The sequence below is a fragment of the Amycolatopsis deserti genome, from assembly GCF_014653945.1.
In the GTDB taxonomy this organism is placed as follows: domain Bacteria; phylum Actinomycetota; class Actinomycetes; order Mycobacteriales; family Pseudonocardiaceae; genus Amycolatopsis_E; species Amycolatopsis_E deserti.
This window is the reverse complement of sequence record NZ_BNAU01000001.1, coordinates 359,589-377,260: the sequence shown is the minus strand read 5'-3', so window position 1 is coordinate 377,260 and position 17,672 is coordinate 359,589. Positions and strand designations below refer to the sequence as shown.

Annotated in this window: 20 protein-coding genes; 12 read left to right on the top strand and 8 right to left on the bottom strand. The window is 72.7% G+C overall.

Features of this window, described 5'->3' with window-relative positions:
• Window positions 1-42 precede the first annotated feature (42 nt).
• The 7 genes from IE290_RS01850 to IE290_RS01820 all read left to right on the top strand — a co-directional run bounded on the left by IE290_RS01850 (window position 43) and on the right by IE290_RS01820 (window position 4,214).
• Window positions 43-402 (top strand): MmcQ/YjbR family DNA-binding protein, encoded by a 360-nt coding sequence (locus IE290_RS01850; RefSeq protein ID WP_191242732.1) that lies wholly within the window; start codon window positions 43-45, stop codon window positions 400-402.
• Between the two features lie 26 nt (window positions 403-428).
• Window positions 429-761, top strand: a complete 333-nt coding sequence (locus tag IE290_RS01845) for an ArsR/SmtB family transcription factor (RefSeq protein ID WP_191242731.1) — start codon at window positions 429-431, stop codon at window positions 759-761.
• A gap of 69 nt (window positions 762-830) precedes the next feature.
• Window positions 831-1,679, top strand: coding sequence for a TIGR03620 family F420-dependent LLM class oxidoreductase (locus IE290_RS01840; RefSeq protein WP_191242730.1), 849 nt, complete (start codon window positions 831-833; stop codon window positions 1,677-1,679).
• A gap of 85 nt (window positions 1,680-1,764) precedes the next feature.
• Complete coding sequence (locus IE290_RS01835; RefSeq protein WP_191242729.1) at window positions 1,765-2,724, top strand: hypothetical protein; 960 nt, start codon at window positions 1,765-1,767, stop codon at window positions 2,722-2,724.
• Window positions 2,721-3,209, top strand: coding sequence for an ABA4-like family protein (locus IE290_RS01830; RefSeq protein ID WP_191242728.1), 489 nt, complete (start codon window positions 2,721-2,723; stop codon window positions 3,207-3,209). The genes IE290_RS01835 and IE290_RS01830 overlap by 4 nt, the downstream gene beginning before the upstream one ends.
• Window positions 3,149-3,910 (top strand): hypothetical protein, encoded by a 762-nt coding sequence (locus IE290_RS01825; RefSeq protein ID WP_191242727.1) that lies wholly within the window; start codon window positions 3,149-3,151, stop codon window positions 3,908-3,910. The genes IE290_RS01830 and IE290_RS01825 overlap by 61 nt, the downstream gene beginning before the upstream one ends.
• Window positions 3,911-4,025: 115 nt before the next feature.
• On the top strand, window positions 4,026-4,214 hold the full coding sequence (locus IE290_RS01820; protein WP_229874036.1) for a GrpB family protein: 189 nt from the start codon (window positions 4,026-4,028) through the stop codon (window positions 4,212-4,214).
• A gap of 182 nt (window positions 4,215-4,396) precedes the next feature.
• Here IE290_RS01820 and IE290_RS01815 read toward each other — a convergent pair whose 3' ends face one another.
• Entirely contained in the window at window positions 4,397-4,732 is a 336-nt protein-coding gene (locus IE290_RS01815; protein WP_191242726.1) for a VOC family protein, read from the bottom strand.
• 73 nt (window positions 4,733-4,805) lie between these two features.
• On the opposite strand from IE290_RS01815, the gene IE290_RS01810 reads away from it, so the two are divergent.
• Window positions 4,806-5,633, top strand: a complete 828-nt coding sequence (locus IE290_RS01810; RefSeq protein ID WP_191242725.1) for a GNAT family N-acetyltransferase — start codon at window positions 4,806-4,808, stop codon at window positions 5,631-5,633.
• On the opposite strand, the gene IE290_RS01805 is transcribed toward IE290_RS01810, so the two are convergent.
• A complete protein-coding gene (locus tag IE290_RS01805; protein ID WP_191242724.1) occupies window positions 5,630-6,262 on the bottom strand; it encodes a TetR/AcrR family transcriptional regulator in 633 nt (210 codons plus the stop codon). The two genes, IE290_RS01810 and IE290_RS01805, sit on opposite strands and share 4 nt — an antisense overlap.
• 152 nt (window positions 6,263-6,414) lie before the next feature.
• Between IE290_RS01805 and IE290_RS01800 the strand changes: the two genes are divergently transcribed.
• Both IE290_RS01800 and IE290_RS01795 read left to right on the top strand, forming a co-directional pair.
• Window positions 6,415-7,296 carry an alpha/beta fold hydrolase gene (locus IE290_RS01800; protein ID WP_191242723.1) on the top strand — a complete coding sequence of 294 codons (882 nt, stop codon included), beginning with the start codon at window positions 6,415-6,417 and terminating at the stop codon, window positions 7,294-7,296.
• A 115-nt stretch (window positions 7,297-7,411) separates the two neighbouring features.
• Window positions 7,412-8,263 (top strand): SGNH/GDSL hydrolase family protein, encoded by an 852-nt coding sequence (locus tag IE290_RS01795; RefSeq protein ID WP_191242722.1) that lies wholly within the window; start codon window positions 7,412-7,414, stop codon window positions 8,261-8,263.
• 45 nt (window positions 8,264-8,308) lie between these two features.
• On the opposite strand, the gene IE290_RS01790 is transcribed toward IE290_RS01795, so the two are convergent.
• Both IE290_RS01790 and IE290_RS01785 read right to left on the bottom strand, forming a co-directional pair.
• Complete coding sequence (locus IE290_RS01790; RefSeq protein ID WP_229874035.1) at window positions 8,309-10,018, bottom strand: BCCT family transporter; 1,710 nt, start codon at window positions 10,016-10,018, stop codon at window positions 8,309-8,311.
• A 205-nt stretch (window positions 10,019-10,223) separates the two neighbouring features.
• On the bottom strand, window positions 10,224-10,592 hold the full coding sequence (locus IE290_RS01785; RefSeq protein ID WP_191242721.1) for a winged helix-turn-helix transcriptional regulator: 369 nt from the start codon (window positions 10,590-10,592) through the stop codon (window positions 10,224-10,226).
• Window positions 10,593-10,689: 97 nt separating this feature from the next.
• Between IE290_RS01785 and IE290_RS01780 the strand changes: the two genes are divergently transcribed.
• Entirely contained in the window at window positions 10,690-11,511 is an 822-nt protein-coding gene (locus IE290_RS01780) for an alpha/beta fold hydrolase (protein WP_191242720.1), read from the top strand.
• Here the strand turns inward: IE290_RS01780 and IE290_RS01775 are convergent.
• Together IE290_RS01775 and mdlC are read right to left on the bottom strand one after the other, a co-directional pair.
• Complete coding sequence (locus tag IE290_RS01775) at window positions 11,482-12,717, bottom strand: MFS transporter (RefSeq protein ID WP_191242719.1); 1,236 nt, start codon at window positions 12,715-12,717, stop codon at window positions 11,482-11,484. The two genes, IE290_RS01780 and IE290_RS01775, sit on opposite strands and share 30 nt — an antisense overlap.
• Window positions 12,718-12,745: 28 nt before the next feature.
• Window positions 12,746-14,314 carry a benzoylformate decarboxylase gene (gene mdlC, locus IE290_RS01770; RefSeq protein WP_191242718.1) on the bottom strand — a complete coding sequence of 523 codons (1,569 nt, stop codon included), beginning with the start codon at window positions 14,312-14,314 and terminating at the stop codon, window positions 12,746-12,748.
• Between the two features lie 97 nt (window positions 14,315-14,411).
• Here mdlC and IE290_RS01765 point away from each other — a divergent pair, with 97 nt between their 5' ends.
• Window positions 14,412-15,338, top strand: a complete 927-nt coding sequence (locus IE290_RS01765; protein WP_229874034.1) for a LysR family transcriptional regulator — start codon at window positions 14,412-14,414, stop codon at window positions 15,336-15,338.
• A gap of 27 nt (window positions 15,339-15,365) precedes the next feature.
• On the opposite strand, the gene IE290_RS01760 is transcribed toward IE290_RS01765, so the two are convergent.
• Window positions 15,366-16,967, bottom strand: a complete 1,602-nt coding sequence (locus tag IE290_RS01760) for an alkaline phosphatase family protein (RefSeq protein WP_191242717.1) — start codon at window positions 16,965-16,967, stop codon at window positions 15,366-15,368.
• The gene (locus IE290_RS01755) at window positions 16,952-17,650 is read right to left on the bottom strand and encodes a CDP-alcohol phosphatidyltransferase family protein (RefSeq protein WP_191242716.1); all 699 of its coding nucleotides are present in this window, start codon (window positions 17,648-17,650) and stop codon (window positions 16,952-16,954) included. The genes IE290_RS01760 and IE290_RS01755 overlap by 16 nt, the downstream gene beginning before the upstream one ends.
• Window positions 17,651-17,672: the final 22 nt, after the last annotated feature.

Here is a 17,672-nt window from a genome sequence, read left to right as displayed (position 1 = left end):
GGATCGGGGGCACACTGGTGTCGTCGGGTGAGGGAGGTGCCGATGGCGGTGCTCGACGATGTCCGCGCGCTGGGCTCGCAGCTCGAGCGTTCCTATCCGGTCTACGTGCGCGGCCGGTTGAAGTTCCGGGTCGGGCAGATCGTCTACGTCGCGTTCTCCCTCGACGAGACGGTGATGGAGTTCGCGTTCCCCAAGGAGGAGCGGGCCGCGCTCGTCGCCGGTGAGCCGCACAAGTTCCGGCTGCCGTCGGCGTCGGACATGCGGTTCAACTGGGTCGGCGCCGAGCTCGCCGCGCTGGAGCCGGCCGAGGCCCGCGAGCTCGTCGTGGACGCGTGGCGGATGGTGGTCCCCCAGAAGCTCTCCCGCGCCTACGACCTGGCCCATCCCGATGGCCCGGGATGACGGTGGCGCCGGATAACCTGGACGTCATGACGGAAGCCGCGGTCACCCCGGACCCCGACGTCGTCCGCGCGTTGCGGGCGCTGTCGAACCCGGTGCGCCTGCAGCTGCTGTCCTGGCTGCGCGAGCCCGAGCGGCACTTCCCGATGGACCAGGCGATCGCCGATCCGGCCGAGGTCGGGGTGTGCGTGAGCCACATCCAGGCCAAGGCGGGGCTGGCGCAGTCGACGGTGTCGGCGTACCTGGCCGAGCTGCAGCGCGCCGGCCTGGTGCGCGCCACCCGGGTCGGCAAGTGGACCCACTACAAGCGCGACGAGCAGCGCATCGCCGAGCTGGTCGCGATGCTCGGCCAGACCCTCTAGCGACACCCCCGCTCCCCCGCACGGGAGGCCGCTCGCCAGTCATATCGAAAATCTGCGATACTTCGATCCATGAATGACCTGGGCACCTTCGGGATCTACACGTTCGACTTCGAACACCAGCCGGCCGCGGTGATGCGCGAGTCCGTCCGGGAACTGGAGGAACAAGGCTGGCGCGCCGTCTGGTTTCCCGAGGTCGGCGGGCGCGAGGCGTTCACACAGGCCGCCGTCCTGCTGGCGGCCACCGAGCGGCTGCGCGTCCTCAACGGCATCGCGCAGATCTGGTCGCACCCCGCGGCCTCGGCCCACGGCGCGGCCGCCCTGCTGGCCGATGCCTATCCCGGCCGGCACGTTCTCGGCCTCGGGTTCGGCGGCACGCCCCACCCGGGCGTGAAACCGCTGGCCGCCCTGCGCGAGTACCTCGACGAGCTGGACGCGCGGGAGTCCGCGGCCCCGATCCGCCGCATCCTGGCCGCCTACGGGCCGAAGATGCTGGAGCTCGCGCGCGACCGGGCCGCGGGCGCGCAGACCTACCACGTCAACGTCGAGCACACCGCCCAGGCACGCGAGATCCTCGGCCCGGACGCGTTCCTCGCCGTCGAGCACGCCGTGCTGTTCGCGACCGACCCGGCGACGGCCCGGGCGGTCGCGCGGGAACACCTGCACACCTACCTGACCACGCCGTACAACATCGCGAAGTTCCGGCGGCTGGGCTACACCGAGGACGACCTCGCCGGCGGCGGCAGCGACCGGATCGTCGACGACCTGGTGTTCTGGGGCGACACCGCCACCATCGTCGACAAGCTGCGCCGGCACGTGGCGGCGGGCGCGGATCACGTCGCGGTGCAGGTCATCGGCGTCGCGCCGGGCTCGACGGCGCGGCCGTACTGGCGCGAACTCGGCGAGGCACTGCTGCCCTGACCGGTTTTTCCTGTGGACTCCCTCAGTATGGATAGCGTAGCTTCCCATAGTAGATAGTGAAGCTATCCGACTGGGAGGAGAAACCATGACAACCCTGCTCGACCGGGTCTCGGCCTGGCACCGCCCGATGATGTGGACCGCCGGGCTCATGGCCGACATGACCGCGGTGTCGCTGGCCGGCCTGGTGCTCGACGACCGGGTCCTGCTCGGCGCGCCGATCTGGCTCAAGCCGCTGAAGTTCGCGATCTCGATCGCGGTGTACTGCGTGACCTGGGCGTGGCTGCTCACGCTCCTGCGCCGGGGACGGCGCCTGGCCGCCCTCGTGTCCACCGCGATCGCCATGATCGTGCTGGCCGAGTACGCGATCATCGTGCTGCAGGTGATCCGCGGCCGGGCGAGCCACTTCAACGCCGCGACCGCGTTCGACGCCACCCTGTTCACGATCATGGGCGTCTCGATCGCGACGCTGTGGACGGCCACGCTCGTGCTCACGATCCTGCTGCTGCGCACGGAGATCGCCGATCCCGCGGCGCGGTGGGCGATCCGGCTCGGCGCGGTCGTGTCGCTGGCCGGGATCGGGCTCGGCGCGCTGATGGTCGGCCCGACCGACGAGCAGGCGCGGTCGATGCGGGACGGCACGTTCGAAGGCTTCGTCGGCGCGCACAGCGTGGGCGTGGCCGACGGCGGGCCGGGCATGCCGATCACCGGGTGGAGCACGACCGGGGGCGACCTGCGGATCCCCCACTTCGTCGGCATGCACGCGCTGCAGGTGCTGCCGCTGTTCGCGCTGCTGCTGACCGTGCTGGCCCGGCGGTTCGTCCGCCTGCGGTCCGGCGTCGTGCGGACGCGGCTGGTGGCCGTGGCGGGGTTCGGCTATGCCGGCGTGGTCGCGCTGGTGACCTGGCAGGCGCTGCGCGGGCAGCCGTTGATCCACCCCGACGGCTGGACGTTGCTGGCGCTGGCCGGGCTGGTCGTCGCCGTCGCGGCGGGCGCGTCCTGGTCGCTGGCCGGCGAGCGCCGGCGTGCGGAGGTGAGCGTCGCGTGAGCACGACGGGCCTGCTCCAGATCACCTTCTACCTGGCCGCGCCGTTCTGGGCGCTGATGATCCTCGCGCCGGGGTGGTCGGTGACACGGCGGATCATCGCCTCACCGTGGATCGTCCTGCCGCCCCTGGCGATCTACACCGTGTTCGCGGTCGGCGACTTCGGCACGCTGTGGTCGGTGGTGAGCCGCCCGGACCTGGAGACACTGCGGGCGTTCCTGGGCACCCCCGGGGGCGCGGCGGCGATCTGGGCGCACCTGATCGCCTTCGACCTGTTCATCGGCCGCTGGATGTACTTCGACGCGCGGGAGCGGGGTGTGCGGCACGCGTTCCTGGCGCCGATCCTGGTGCTGACGATCCTGCTGTCGCCGTTCGGGTTGCTGGCCTACCTGGGAGTGCGCGCGGTGCGGCGTGCCACGATCTGGACATGGGACGCGTCGTCGCTGTCGACTGGTCCGGGCGGAGCGGGGCCGGGCAGCGGCGGGTGATCTGGGTGGCCGAGGTGGCCGGCGGCGAGCTGGTGCGCCTGGAGAACGGGCGCACCCGCGACGAGGTCGTCGACTGGCTGATCGCGACCGCCACGCCGGATCTCGTCGTGGGGATGGACTTCGCGTTCTCGTTGCCCGCCTGGTACCTGCGGGAGCGCGGGCTGACCGCGCGCGGGCTGTGGGCGGCGCTGGCCGGGGAGGCGCTCACGCCCGTGATGCGGGAGCGCGGCCTGGCGCGGTGGCTGGCCGAGCCGGAGCCGCCGTTCTGGCGCACCCGCAAGGCCGACTCGGGGCTGCGCCCGGGCCAGGAGTTCCGGCGCACCGAGGAGGTCGCGCGCGCCGCGGGGTATCCGGCGAAGTCGGTGTTCCAGCTCGTCGGGGCGGGTCAGGTGGGCCGCGGTTCGCTGCACGGGATGCGGGCGCTGCACCGGCTCGCGGCCGCCGGGTTCCGGGTGTGGCCGTTCGACCCGCCGCGGCCGCCGTTCGTGGCCGAGGTGTACCCGCGGATGTTCACCGGCGGCGTCACGAAGAGCGACCGGGCCGCCCGAGCCCGCGCCGTCACCGCGCTGCCCGAACGCTTCCGGCCTATCGCGGCGTCCACAGAGGACGCTTTCGACGCGGCGATGACAGCGATCGCCATGGCGGCCGGCGACCCAGGCGGTGCCGGTGACGCGCTGGAAGGCCGGATCTGGGGCTGCTAGCTTCGGGGCGGTGGCCGACGGCCATGCCGATCCTGCTCCACAGCTGGGACTGCCTCGCGCATCGGAAAATCATCGGCTGGCCACGACGGGCGTCATCTGTCGCTGTCGCCGACGCGTGTGCGGAGGACGACCACGTGCCGGCGCGGAGGGCCGCGGGCGAACCTGCACGTGTTTCGGGCCGGACTGCCCGGAGGCGATCCGGCACCGCCTCTTCGGCGGCACCGTGATGGACTACAACGCCCGCAAGGAGGCGACGATCCGCGCGATCTACGACCGGCTGTTCCGCGCCTACGGGATGCTGTAGCGCGGGCCATCGCAGGCAGGCCCGTTCACCGGGCGACAGCCCGGCGGACATCGTCGCGCCGGGCAGCACCGGATCGACGACCGCCCAGCCGGGTCAGTCGGCGGTCTCCTGGGCGGCTTCGGCACGGCGCTCGGCGACCGCGAAGCCACTAACACACCGCACAACAGGCTTCGATCCGGCCCTCACCCCTCGGGAGCGCCGCCGAAGCCGATTTCGTTTCCGTCGGCGTCGCGGAAGGTGAATTTGCGGACGCCGTTGTCGTAGGTTTCCCGCTGGGCCGGTTCCAGTCCGCGCTCGGCGATCCCGGCGACCACCGCGTCCAGGTCGTCCACGAAGATCGTGTGCTGCGCGTGGCCCGCGTGCTCGGGCCGGTGCTCGATGTAGACGTAGCGGTGCTCGGCCAGCTCCCACACCGCCTCGACGTCGTTCGGCTCGAAGGCAACCGCGCCGAACAGCCGCTCGTACCACTCGCGCGCGGCGGCGAAGTCGCTGACCGCGATCCCGGCGAAGAGGTCCATGCGCCGCAGCCTAACCACGCGCCGGCGGAAAACCGGGTGCCCTCCCCTGACCCGGTGGTGTGTGATCAGCGGCATGAGCATCCTGGCCGAGGCCGTGGCCGCGCTGCGGGAGTGGCAGCACGACGACGCGCCGGTGCAGCTGCACCCGGGCGACCTGGGCTGGTTCTGGCGCGCCGGCGCGCAGGCCACGGCCGCGGCGGTCCGGACCTGGCGCCGGGACGGGCGGATCGTCGCCGTCGGGCTGCTCGACGAACCGGATCTGCTGCGGCTCACAGTCGCGCCGGACGCCCTCAGAGACGAGGAGCTCGCCCGGCAACTGGCCGAAGACCTGGCGCACGGCGTCCTGCCGCCGGGCGAGGTGTCCCTGGAAGCCCCGCCCGGTGCGCTGGTCCGCGACCTGCTGGCCGAGGACGGCTGGCGCGCCGGCGAGGCGTGGACGCCGCTGGTCCGCGACCTCACCGAGCCGGTGGCCGACCCCGGCCTGCGGATCGAGGTAATCGGGCCGGAGCAGGCGCCCGTGTGGGCCGGCGTGCTGCGCGCGTCCTTCGACGGCTCGACGTTCACCGAGCAGCGCTGGCACGCGATGGCGGCCGGCGCACCGTTCGCCGACGCCCGCTGCCTGCTCGCCCACCACCAGGGCACGGCGGTGGCTGCGGTGGCGGTCTGGTCGGCCGGCCCCGGCAGGCGCGGGCTGCTGGAGCCGATGGGCGTGCACCGGGACCACCGGCACCACGGCCACGGCAGGGCGATCACCCTCGCCGCGGCGGCCGCACTCCGCGAGCTGGGCTCGTCGAGCGCGCTGGTCTGCACCCCGAGCACGAACGTCGCCGCGGTCGCCACCTACCGCTCGGCCGGCTTCCGGCAGCTCCCGCAGCGCCGGGACCTCCACCGCGACGCCTAGACCCGCCGCAAGCCCCAGCCCACCAGGTCCGCCGCCAGCGCCAGCAGTTCCGCCAGCCCCCGTTCGTCCTCGCGCAGCTCGTCCGGTCGCCAGGCCAGGCTGATCACGCCGTTCCAGCTCGCCCACAGCACCTTCGCCGCCTGGCGCGCGTCCAGCGGGCGGATCGTCCCGTCGGCGATGCCCCGTTCGATCGCGTCGATCATGCGCGCGTTCTGTTCGTCCACCCGGTGCGCCAGCCGCGCGGCGGTCTCGGCCGCGGCCTCGTAGTTGCCCAGCGGCGCGGGGAAGGCCAGCATCCGGAAGAACTCCGGCTGCTCCAGGTAGAAGCGCAGGTACTGCTCGGCGGCGGCCTCGAGCTGCTCGATCGGCGAGCGGTCCGGCGTGTAGGCGCGGTCCATGTACTCGCGGTCCACGTCCAGCGCCCGGTCGACCACCGCGGCGTGCAGCCCCGCCTTCGAGCCGAAGTTGTTGTAGATCGAGCCGACCGCGACCCCTGCGCGCTCGGCGATCTCCTCGACCGTCACCTCGTCGACCGGGCGGCGGGCGAAGACCTGTTCCGCGGCCTTGAGCAGGGCGTCGATCGTGCGCTGCTTGCGCGGATCGCGTGCCTTGACGTTCCCGGTGGGCATGCCGGCCACCCTACGCGTTCCTGCATTCGTTGTAAGAACTCCCCGCGGCTGCTACCGTGAACGCACTCTTGTAACGGTTGCAAGAACTAGGGAGGCAGGCATGGCCCGGGACATCTCCTGGAAGCCCGGCGGTTCCCGACGCGGGAGGACCCATGTCCCAGCCCGCTGAGATGCGGTCGGTGCGGGTCGACGGCGCCCGGCTCGCCTACCGGGATCTCGGTGATCCCGCCGCGGAACCGGTCGTGCTGCTGCACGGCTATCCCGCCAACCACCGCTCCTGGCGCCACCAGATCCCCGCGCTCGCCGCGCACCACCGCGTGCTGGCCCTCGACTGGCTCGGTTGGGGCGCCTCGGAACGACGAACCGACCTGCGGTTCGACTACGACACCGAGGTCGCCCGCCTGGCCCGGGTCCTGGACGCCTTCGGCATCGGCGAGTGCAACCTCTTCGGCCACGACTACGGCGGCTTCCTCGCCCTCGGGTTCGCCCAGCGCTTCCCGGCCCGGGTGCGGCGGCTGGCGATCCTCAACAGCCGCGCCCACCGCACCTTCGTGCCCGCCTGGTACGCCGTGTTCAACCTGGTGGGCCTGCTCGGCCGCGGCCCGCTCGCCGGCACCTTCGCCAAGATCCTGCCCGTCGCCGCGATCAACCGCGCGGGCCTGCGCAAGCCGCTGCGCGAGGGCGTGATCGACCCCGACACCCTTGACGACTACCTCGGCTGGATGTCGGGCACCGACGGCGCCCGCTGGCTGCTGCACTACTTCAGCGAGTACCGCGTCCCCGCCCGCCGTGATCTCGCCGAGGGCCTCGGCCGCATCCCCTGCCCGACGGCGATCGTGTGGGGCACCGGCGACGACTACCTGCGCACCACGATCGCCGAGGAACTCGCCGCCGGGATCCCGCACGCCGAACTCACCCTGATCGACGGCGCCGGGCACTTCGTGATGGAGAAGGCGCCGCAGGAGGTCCTCACCGCCCTGCGCGGCCTCCTGGCCCGCGACCGCGCCGACGCGAAGGTCTCCGACGGGGAGTGAGCGCCCGCCCGCCTCCCGCGGCTGGCCTCCTTGACAAGCGTTTCGCGGATGCCCGACGATCACCTACCTACTCGTCAGTAGATTCGGCACCCGCCAACGACGCCCGGGAGAAGCCATGCCTCGCCGTCTCGCCGTCACCCTCGCCGCGGCCACCGCGGCCGCCACCCTCGTCGCCGCACCCGCCGCCCACGCCGACGCCCTCGACTACGTGGCGCTGGGCGATTCCTACAGCGCCGCCTCCGGGGTGCTCCCGCCCGATCCGGCCGCCTCACCGCTGTGCCTGCGCTCCAGCCGGAACTACCCGCACGTCCTCGCGGCCGAGATCGGCGCGGACCTCACCGACGTCACCTGCGGCGCCGCGGAGACCAAGCACTTCACCACCGCCCAGTACCCGGGCGTGCCGCCGCAGCTGGACGCCGTCGGCGCGGACGCCGACCTGGTCACCATGACCATCGGCGGCAACGACAGCGGCGTGTTCATCTCCGCGATCCTCGCGTGCGGCTCGGCCGGCGTCCTCACGCTCGGCCAGGGCAGCCCGTGCCGCGACACCTACGGCTCCAGCTTCGAAGACACCGTCCGGACCAAGACCTACCCGGCGCTGGTGAACGCGCTGCGGGCGGTGCGGGACAAGGCCCCGGACGCCGAGGTCGCGATCCTCGGCTACCCGTGGATCCTGCCCGCCACCGGCGGCTGCTTCGACAAGATGCCCGTCGCCACCGGCGATGTGCCCTACCTGCGCAGCCTGCAGGCCACCCTGAACGACGCCGTCGAGCGCGCGGCCGGGGAAACCGGCGTGACCTACGTCGACATGTCGGCGGCCTCCGAAGGCCACGACGCGTGCCAGGCGCTGGGCGTCCGCTGGATCGAACCGGTCCTGCAGGGCACCAACCCGGTCGTCGTGCACCCGAACGCCCGCGGCGAGGCCGCGATGGCCGCCCGGACGCTCGAAGTGCTGGGCCTCGACTGACGAAAAAGCCGGCCACCCGGGGGAATCCGGGTGGCCGGCGTCGCGTCAGGTGCGGCGGGCGCGCAGGCGGCGGCGCCTGCGTTCGTCGCCGGTGCGCTCCTCGTGGATCTCGGCCAGCGAGCGCAGCATCTCGCGCTCGCGGATCACCTGCGGATCGGTGCGCAGGTCCCGGTACAGCGCCACGCACAACCCGATCATCACGACCACGAACGGCACCGCCACCAGGATGGTGAGGTTCTGCAGGCCGGTCAGCCCGTCCTCGCCGCCGACGAGCAGCATCACCGCCGCGACCGCCCCGGTCAGCACACCCCAGAAGATCACCGCGTTGCGGTGCGGGTTCACCGAACCCTTCTGCGACAACGTGCCCATCACCACGGACGCGGCGTCGGCGCCGGAGACGAAGAAGATCGACACCAGGATCATCACCAGGATCGCCATCGGCACGAACCACGGCAGGTGCTCCAGCAGCGTGAACGTGGCGGACTCGGAACTGCCCGCGCCCGCGATGTCCACACCGGACCGTTGCTTCTGGATCGCCGCGCCGCCGAAGATCGCGAACCACACCAGGCTCACCACGCTCGGCACCGCGATGACGCCGAGGACGAACTGGCGGATCGTGCGGCCACGCGAGATGCGGGCGATGAACATGCCGACGAACGGGGTCCAGGAAATCCACCACGCCCAGTAGAAGACCGTCCAGCCGGACAGCCAGGTCTGCATCTCCGCGCCACCGGTGACCCCGGAGCGGCCGGACATCTCGGCCAGCTCGCGGAAGTAGTCGCCGATCGCGCTGGGCACCAGGTTGAGGATCAGCACGGTCGGGCCGACCACGAGCACGAACACCGCGAGCAGCGCGGCGAGCACCATGTTGATGTTGGACAGCCACTGGATGCCCTTGGCGATACCGGACACCGCCGAGGCGATGAACGCGACGGTGAGGATCGCGATGATCCCGACCAGCAGACCGGTGCCCGGGTTGTCGATCCAGCCGACCGAGGCCATGCCGCCGCCGACCTGCAGCGCGCCCAGGCCGAGCGAGGCGGCCGAGCCGAACAGGGTCGCGAAGATCGCCATCACGTCGATCGCCTTGCCCAGCGGCCCCTCGGTGCGGCGCCTGCCGAGCAGCGGCGCGAACACCGAGCTGATCAGCTGGCTGCGGCCGCGGCGGAAGGTGCTGTAGGCGATGGCGAGCCCGACGACCGCGTAGATCGCCCACGGGTGGACGGTCCAGTGGAACAGGGTCGTGGCCATCGCGGTGTGCACGGCCTCGTCGGAGTTGGGGGCCGCGGTGCCCGGCGGGGGGCTCGCCAGGTGCGACACCGGCTCGTACACGCCGAAGAACATCAGGCCGATGCCCATGCCGGCGCTGAACATCATCGCGATCCACGAGGCGGTGCGGAACTCGGGCTTCTCGTCGTCGCGGCCCAGGCGGATGCGCCCGTAGCGGCTCACCGCCAGCGCGACGACGAAGACCACGAACCCGCTCGCGGCCAGCACGAACGCCCACCCGCCGTACGGGATCACCGCGTCGTTGAGCACGGTGTCGGCGACGCCTGCCAGGCTGGTCGGCGAGGCGACCCCCCAGGCGATGATCGCCAGCGCGAGCGCGGCGGCCACCCCGAACACCGTGCGATCGGTCCGCGGCGGCTCGCCCGCCGCGCCGACCGGAGGCACGTGCTCGTCCGGGAGGTGCCCGGCGATACCGGTCTCCTCGGGAACTCTTGCGCGGGCCTCGGCTTCAGAGTCAGCAGACATACGCACGCGCCTTCGCGAGGGGCGCGGCCTCCTTTCCGGTGCGGTAACCCGAACGGGTCAAACCTAAATCATTGGTCGACCTACCGTTACCGATGGGGCGGGAATGGGCAACCTCAAGGGCCCGCATCCGGGTGCTCTTTGGCGGGTCTACCTGCGGAATGGCAGGTTCGCCACAGTCTGGACACGAACCGGGCACGAACGGCGTTCAAGAGTGTTCCGACGCGGCGCGGTCGATTTCCGCCATGTGCGTCTCCGCCCAGTCGCGCACCACCGCGAGCGCCTCCTCCAGCGACAGGCCCAGCGGGGTGAGCCGGTAGTGCACGCTGGGCGGCACCGTCGGCTCGACCCGCCGCTCGGCCAGGCCGTCACGCACCAGGCTGCGCAGCGTCGTGGACAGCATCTTCTGCGAGACGCCGGGCATCCGCCGCCGGAGTTCGGCGAAGCGCACCTCCCCCGGCGCCGCCTCGGCGAGGACCTTCACCGCCATCGACGTCCACTTCGTGCCGATCCGGTCCAGCAGCCCGCGGGTCGGGCAGCCCGGATCGAACAGATCGCCTCGGGGAGACGTGGTCACCTCGAACTCACCACCTGTGCCGAAAGTGCGGTCTTCCCGGCTCACCGCCGGTTACCTACGTTGACGTGGTCACCAATAGTAACCCCAGGAGGAGCTCGTGGACCTGCACCGCGTCCGCACCAACGGCATCGAGACCACCGTCGCGACCGCCGGGGACGGCCCGGCCGTCCTGCTGCTGCACGGCTTCCCGCACACCCGGCACGTGTGGCAGGAGGTCGTTCCCGCGCTCGCCGCGCGTCACCGGGTGATCGCGCCGGACATGCGCTGGGCCGGCAGCGACGCCGCCGACGGCTACGACGCCGGGACGCTCGCCGATGACGCGCTAGGCATCCTGGACGCCCTCGGCGAAGAGACGGCCGCCGTGGTCGGCATCGACGCGGGCACCCCGCCCGCGACCCTGTTGGCCCTGCGGCACCCGGACCGGGTCCGCCGCCTGGCCGTCATGGAGTCGCTGCTGGGCACCCTGCCCGGCGCGGCGGACTTCCTCGCCGCCGGGCTGCCGTGGTGGTTCGGCTTCCACGCGGTGCCCGGCCTGGCCGAGGAGGTCCTCGCCGGTCACGAGGCCGCCTACGTCGGCTGGTTCCTCGCCGCGGGCACGCGCGGGCGAGGCGTCCCGGCCGAAATCCGGGACGCCGTCGTCGCCGCCTACACCGGGTCCGACGCCCTGCGCCGCGCGTTTTCCTACTACCGGGAGCTGCCGCGCAGCGCCCGGCAGATCGAGGCGGCCGTGCGGGAACGGCGCCTGACCGTGCCCACGCTGGCGGTCGGCGCGCACCCGGTCGGCGACGCGCTCGCCCGCCAGCTCCGGCCGGTCACCGACGACCTGACCAGCCACCTCATCGAAGACTGCGGGCACATCATCCCGCTGGACCGGGCGGCGGAACTGCTGTCAGTGCTGGAGCCCTTCCTGCGCCGGTGACGCCGGAGCCGCCGACGGCGCCTCGCGCTTGCCCGAGCCCAGCAGCAGGATCGCGCCCAGGCCGAGCGCGGCGACGACCGCGAAGAAGTAGAAGCCCCACGGGTAGGCCACCCCGGCCGTCACCAGCGCCCCGGTGACGAACGGGCCCAGGATCGAGCCGAGCCGGCCGATCGCCGAGGTCATGCCCAGCGCCGTGCCGCGCGCCCGCGCCGGGAAGGCGTGCGCGACGTAGCCGTAGATCAGCACCTGCGCCGAGAACACGAACACCCCGGTCAGCAGCACCAGCCCGTTGAGCACGAAGGAGTTGCCGATCTTCAGGCTCAGCAGCGCCAGCAGCACCGCGCCGGCGCCGAACCAGATCCGCGCGATCGGCCGGATCCCGAACCGGTCGGCGATGGTGCCGGCGAGGACCAGCCCGATCACCGCGCCGATGTTGAGCACCAGCAGCAGCGTGATCGACGTGGACAGCGGGTAGCCGGCGGTGCGCATCAGCTGCGGGAGCCACGTGTTCAGCCCGTACACCAGCAGCAGGCCCATGAACGAGCCGGTCCACACGGCGATGCTGATGCGGCGGAACTTCGGGCCGAGCAGGTCACGGAAGCCGAACTTCTCGGCGTCCTGCTTGGCCTCCAGGTAGGCGGCCGACTCGGGCAGCCGCCACCACATGATCGGCACCACGAGCAGCCCGGCGATGCCGCCGCCGTAGAACAGCACGTGCCAGTTCTCCACCGCGGCCAGCGCGAGCAGCGAGGTGAGCACCGCGCCGACGTGGTAGCCGGTCATGGTGAAGGTGGACGCGCTGGCCCGGCGCCGCGCGGGCAGGTTCTCCGACATGACGGTCAGCGCGACCGGCATGCACGCGCCCAGCCCGAGCCCGGCGACGAACCGGAACACGCCGAAGGTGGCGACGTTCGGCGCCAGCGGCAGCACCAGCGTGAACACCGAGAACAGCAGCACCGAGCCGATGAGCATGATGCGGCGGCCGAACCGGTCGGTCAGCGGGCCGAGCGCCGCGGCGCCCACCGCGACGCCGATCAGCGACACGGTCGCCACGGCGGTCGCGCCGGCCGCGGTGAACCCGAGGTGCCCGGTCTTGAGCAGCGTCGGGATGGTGGCGCCGAGCGCGACCAGGTCGTAGCCCTCGAGCAGGACGGTCAGCCAGCACAGCACCGCCGTCCAGACCGAGCGGGCGGGAGACGTCGTCATTGCCGTTCTCCTTGGGAGGGTGGGGGAATCAGGGAGTGGTGAGTTCGGTGTCGACCTGGATCAGGCGCGGCCCGGCCGGGGTCGTCTTGAGCTGGGCCCGCAGATCGTCCACATCGGACATCGTGGTGGCCGGCACACCGTAGCCGGCGGCGATCGCGGTGAAGTCCAGGCCGGGGATCTCGGTGCCCGGCACGTCCGTGGTGCCCAGCAGGTTCGCGAACCAGCGCAGCGCGCCGTAGGTGCCGTTGCGCAGGATCACGAACGTCACCGGCACCCGGTACTGGGCCGCGGTCCACAGCGCCGTGATGCCGTAGTTCGCGGAGCCGTCGCCGATCACGCCGACCACCGGACGACCGGGCAGGCCCATCGCGACCCCGACCGCGGCGGGCATGCCGAACCCGAGACCGCCCGCGGCGGGCCAGAAGTACGAGCCGGGGCGGCGCAGGTCCATCTGCCGCCACCAGGCGGAGTTGGTCGACGTGGATTCCACGACGTAGGCGGTGTCGGCGGGCTGGGTCTCGCGCAGCGCGGCGAACACCTGCTCCGGGTGCAGGGCCCGCTCGCCGGTGGCCGCCTCCGGGTTGGGCACGAACGCGGTCTCCCCCGCCTCGCGCGCGGGCAGCCGGGCGAGCAGGCCGTTCAGGACTGGGCCGGCGCTGGCGACCAGCGACTCCCCCATCGGCGCGCGCGCCGCCTCGCCCGGGTCGTCGGTGACCTGGACCAGCGCCGCGCCGTCGGGCAGGAACGGGCCGGGCACGTGCTGGTGGTAGCGGAACACCGGCGCGCCCAGCACCAGGATCAGGTCGTGCCCGTCGAGCCGCGCCGACACCGAGCCGATCCCGGCGGGCAGGACGCCGCGGAACAGCGGGTGCCGGTTGGGGAACGGCAGCCGGTGCGGCGACGGCGCCACCCACACCGGCAAGGCGAAGTGCTCGGCGAAGGCGACCGCGCGGTCGAAGAGCCCCAGGGCGTCGATGTCGCCGCCCAGCACCAGCACGGGGTTCCGCGCGGCGTTCAGGCGCTCGGCGAGCTCGTCCAGCTGGTCGCTGTCCGGCGACAGGCCGCGGCGCACGGTGCGGTCCAGGACCGGGTTGTCCTCGGCTTCGGCGGACCAGTCGTCGTAGGGCACCGACAGGTAGGTCGGGCGGCGCTGCAGTTCGGCCTCGAACACCGCCTGCGCCAGCGAGCGCGGCACGTCGCCGGGGCAACTGGGCTCACCGGACCAGCCGACCAGCGGGCGCATCAGGGAGGTGGCGTCGACGTTGGCGAGCATCGCCTCCAGACCGATCGCTGAGCGGACCTGCTGGCCCGCGGTCAGCACCAGCGGCGAGCGGGAGTAGACGGCGTTGGTGAGGGCGCCCATCGCGTTGCCCGACCCGGCGGCGGCGTGCAGGTTGACCAGCACCGGGCGGCCGGTGGCCTGGGCGTACCCGTCGGCCATGCCGACCACGACGCCCTCGTGCAGACCGAGCACGTAGGAGAAGCTCGCGGGCAGGTCGGCCAGGAACGGCAGCTCGTTCGAGCCGGGATTGCCGAAGATCGTGGTGAGGCCACGGCGTTCGAGGAACTCGTGGGCGATCTTCCGGACGGTCGGCATGCTCGGTGTCCTCCTCGACAACGGGGTGCCCCGAGGGTGGCAGATCATCCGGTCGTGCTCCAATCAATGTTGCCGACCGCCCGCATAGACAGGATCGATGATGCGCGACTTCGACCTCAACCTGGTGCGGACGTTCGTGCTGCTCTACGAGACGCGCAGCGTCACAGCGACCGCGGAGTCGTTGCACGTCACGCAGCCGACGGTGAGCTACAGCCTGCAGAAGCTGCGGCGGCGGTTCTCCGACGAGCTGTTCCGCCGCACCGGCGGCGGCCTGGCGCCGACCACGACCGCGCAGGCGCTGTACCCGCCGCTGCACCACGCGCTGGCCGAGATCGAGTCCACGCTCAGCGGCGCGCACTCGTTCGACCCGGCGACGGCGTGCGCGCGGTTCACGCTGTGCCTGTCGGACCTGGGCGAGGTGTCGCTGCTGCCCCGGCTGATGGCGGCGCTGCCGTCGCGGGCGCCCGGGGTGACGCTGACGGTGCGGCCGCTGGACGTGGACAGCGCGGTGGACCAGCTCGGCCGCGGCGAGATCGACGCGTTCGTGGCCTCACCGCTGATCAGCTCGCAGCGGGTGGCGCGGATCCCGCTGTTTTCGGAGGGCTATGTCGGCATGGTCGCCGAGAACCACCCCCGGTTGCGGGGCGCGGCCGTGTCCCTGGCGGAGCTGACCGCGGAGCGGCACATCACGGTGTTCGGCCCGACCGGCCACCACGGCCCGCGCCGGGCGCTGGAGGCGCGCGGCCTGCTGGACCGGGTGGTGCTGGAGGTGACGCGGTTTTCCACGCTGCCCTACCTGGTGCAGGACAGCGAACTGGTCGCGATGGTGCCGAGGCTGGTGGCGGACGTCTTCGCGGCCGACCACCGCGTGCGGCTGCTGGAGCTGCCGTTCCACATCGAGCCCGCGCAGGTCTCGGTGTACGCCCGGCACAGCCACGCCCGCACCCCGGCGCAGCACTGGCTGACCGAGTTCATGCACGAGACCCTCGCCGAACCGGCGATCCGGGAATCACTCCACTCGTGATCGCGGAGCAGGAGCGGACCGAGGGCGTCATCCCGGTCCTGCTCCTGGAGCCAGCCCGGCGCTGACCTCCGGCCCGAACGCGGTCAGGAACCGGTCGCGGAAGGTGTTCATCGGCCAGACCGGGGCGGTTTCGGTGGGGCGGAGGCCCTCCGGCCAGCCCCAGTCGCTGATGCGCGCCAGCACGGCGGGATCGCGTGCCAGCACCGTCACCGGCACCTCGCGGCCGGCTCCCTCGCCGGTGACCGACGTGTTCGGCTGGTGGTCGCCCAGGAAGACGAGCACCAGGTTGTCGTCGGCGAAGGTTTCCGCGTACGAGATGAGCGCGGACAGCGAGTACTCGACCGCGTCCCCGTACGCGGCTCGCACCCGCTCCGGCGACGACCACACCTCGTCCACCGACGGACCGGTCGGCGCGAACGACGAGCCGTCGCCGACGGCGGTCCAGTCCACCAGCCGGGGCAGCGGCGCCCAGGGCCAGTGGCTGGACACCAGGTCGATCTCGGCCATCAGCGGTGGATGCCCCGGCGTCATCTCCAGGCGGTGGAACGCCGACAGCGTGAACTGGTCGGGCATCGCCGCGTAGGAGAAGGCCGGGCCGCGGTAACCGAGGTTGCGGCTGTCGTAGATGTCCCCGAACCGGTAGACGCGGCCCTCCGGCCAGTCCGCGCTGTTCTCCGGTTGCACGGAGACCGTCCGCCACCCCGCTCGCGCGAACGCGCCGGACAGGGTCAGCCGGTCGCTGCCCGCGAAGGTGCGGTAGCGCTGCGGGTTGTCCACCCACAGCCCGGATTCCACTGTGGAGTGTGCCAGCCAGCTGCCGCCGCCGCTGGTGGGCGAGGTGAAGAACGCGCTGCGCGCACTAAACCCGGCGGCCCGCAGGCGCTCCGTCCCGGAGTCGAGCAATGCGGTCACCGAGGGGGCGTCCAGGGCGACCCGGCCGTAGCTTTCGACGAACGTGAGCAGGAAGTCCTTGCCGCGCAACGCGGTCAGCATTCGATCGGGCGGGGTGTCGCGGAAGGCGTCGGCGGCCATCTGGGCGGCGAACTCCCGCCGGTCGGCCAGGTCCGCGGCGACCGCGCGCACCTCGCGGTAGGCCAGCGCGGCGGTCGTGCGTGACGCCGGCGGTAGCCCGGTCAGCGCGGCGGCGATCCACGCGACCGCGAGCACCGCGACGACCCGCGCCGACACCGTGCGGTGGTCCGCCGCGACCCGCGCCAGCCGCACAGCCGCCCACGTCGTCAGCAGCACCAACGCGACGACGGCCAGCACCGCACCCGCCACGACGGCCACGCGTGCCGCCCCGCCGAGCAGGCTCAGCGCGGGCCCGGCGAAACTCCAGTCGAACACCAGGCTGAACGGGCGGTCGAACGCCTGCCGGAAGCCGAGGTCGGCGATCTTGAGCAGGGTCAGCACCCCGAGGAACGCACCCGCCACCGCGGCCACGATCCGGCGCGCCCGCACCGGCAGGACCAGCACCAGCGCGACCCCGGCCAGCGCCTCCACCGGGATCCGCAGGAACGCCGCGGGCCCCAGCCGCGCCGGGTCGTCCGGTGCGACGAGCGCGGCGACGACGAGCCCGCACGCGAGCACGTCCGCCGCCACCCGCCGCACGGTCACCGGCTGCGCCACAGCGTCCCCACATCGCGCCCGAACGACCACGCCAGCGCCGCGAGCGCGCCCCCGGCCACAACCACCGCCGCAGGCGGAGGCAGCACACCGGCGATCACCACGACCAGCGCGACGCCCTGCGCGGCCGCGACCGCCTTGCGCGCCAGGCTCGGCGCCAGCGCTCCGCGCAGCCACGGCGCGAACCACCCGGCCGCCACGAACGCGTAACGCATCGCGCCGGCCAGCAGCACCCACGGCCCCATCGTCAGGGCGACCGGCACGCAGAGCACGAGGATCAGGAACGCGTCGACCTCCATGTCGAACCGCGCCCCCAGCGGCGACACCGTCCCGGTGCGGCGCGCGACCGGGCCGTCGACCGCGTCCAGCGTGAGCGCGACCGCCGCCGTCGCGACCAGCACCGGCCCGGACATGCCGGTGACGACCAGTGCGACAACCCCGCCGACGAGCGTCGCGCGGGCCAGCGTGACCCGGTCGGCGGGGCCCAGCGCGGACCGGCCGCCGCGGCGCAGCGCGGCGTCGAGCAGCACCCACAGGCCCGCGCCGTACGCGGCTGCGGCGAGCCAGCCGATCGGGTGCAGGCCGACGGTCATCGCGAGCACGGTCAGCAGCACGAGCAGGCCGCACGCCGCGACGGCCTGTTCCTGGCGGGCGGGAATCGTGCCAGGCTGGGTCCGGACGATCATCGCAGACCACGTCCCTTCGCCG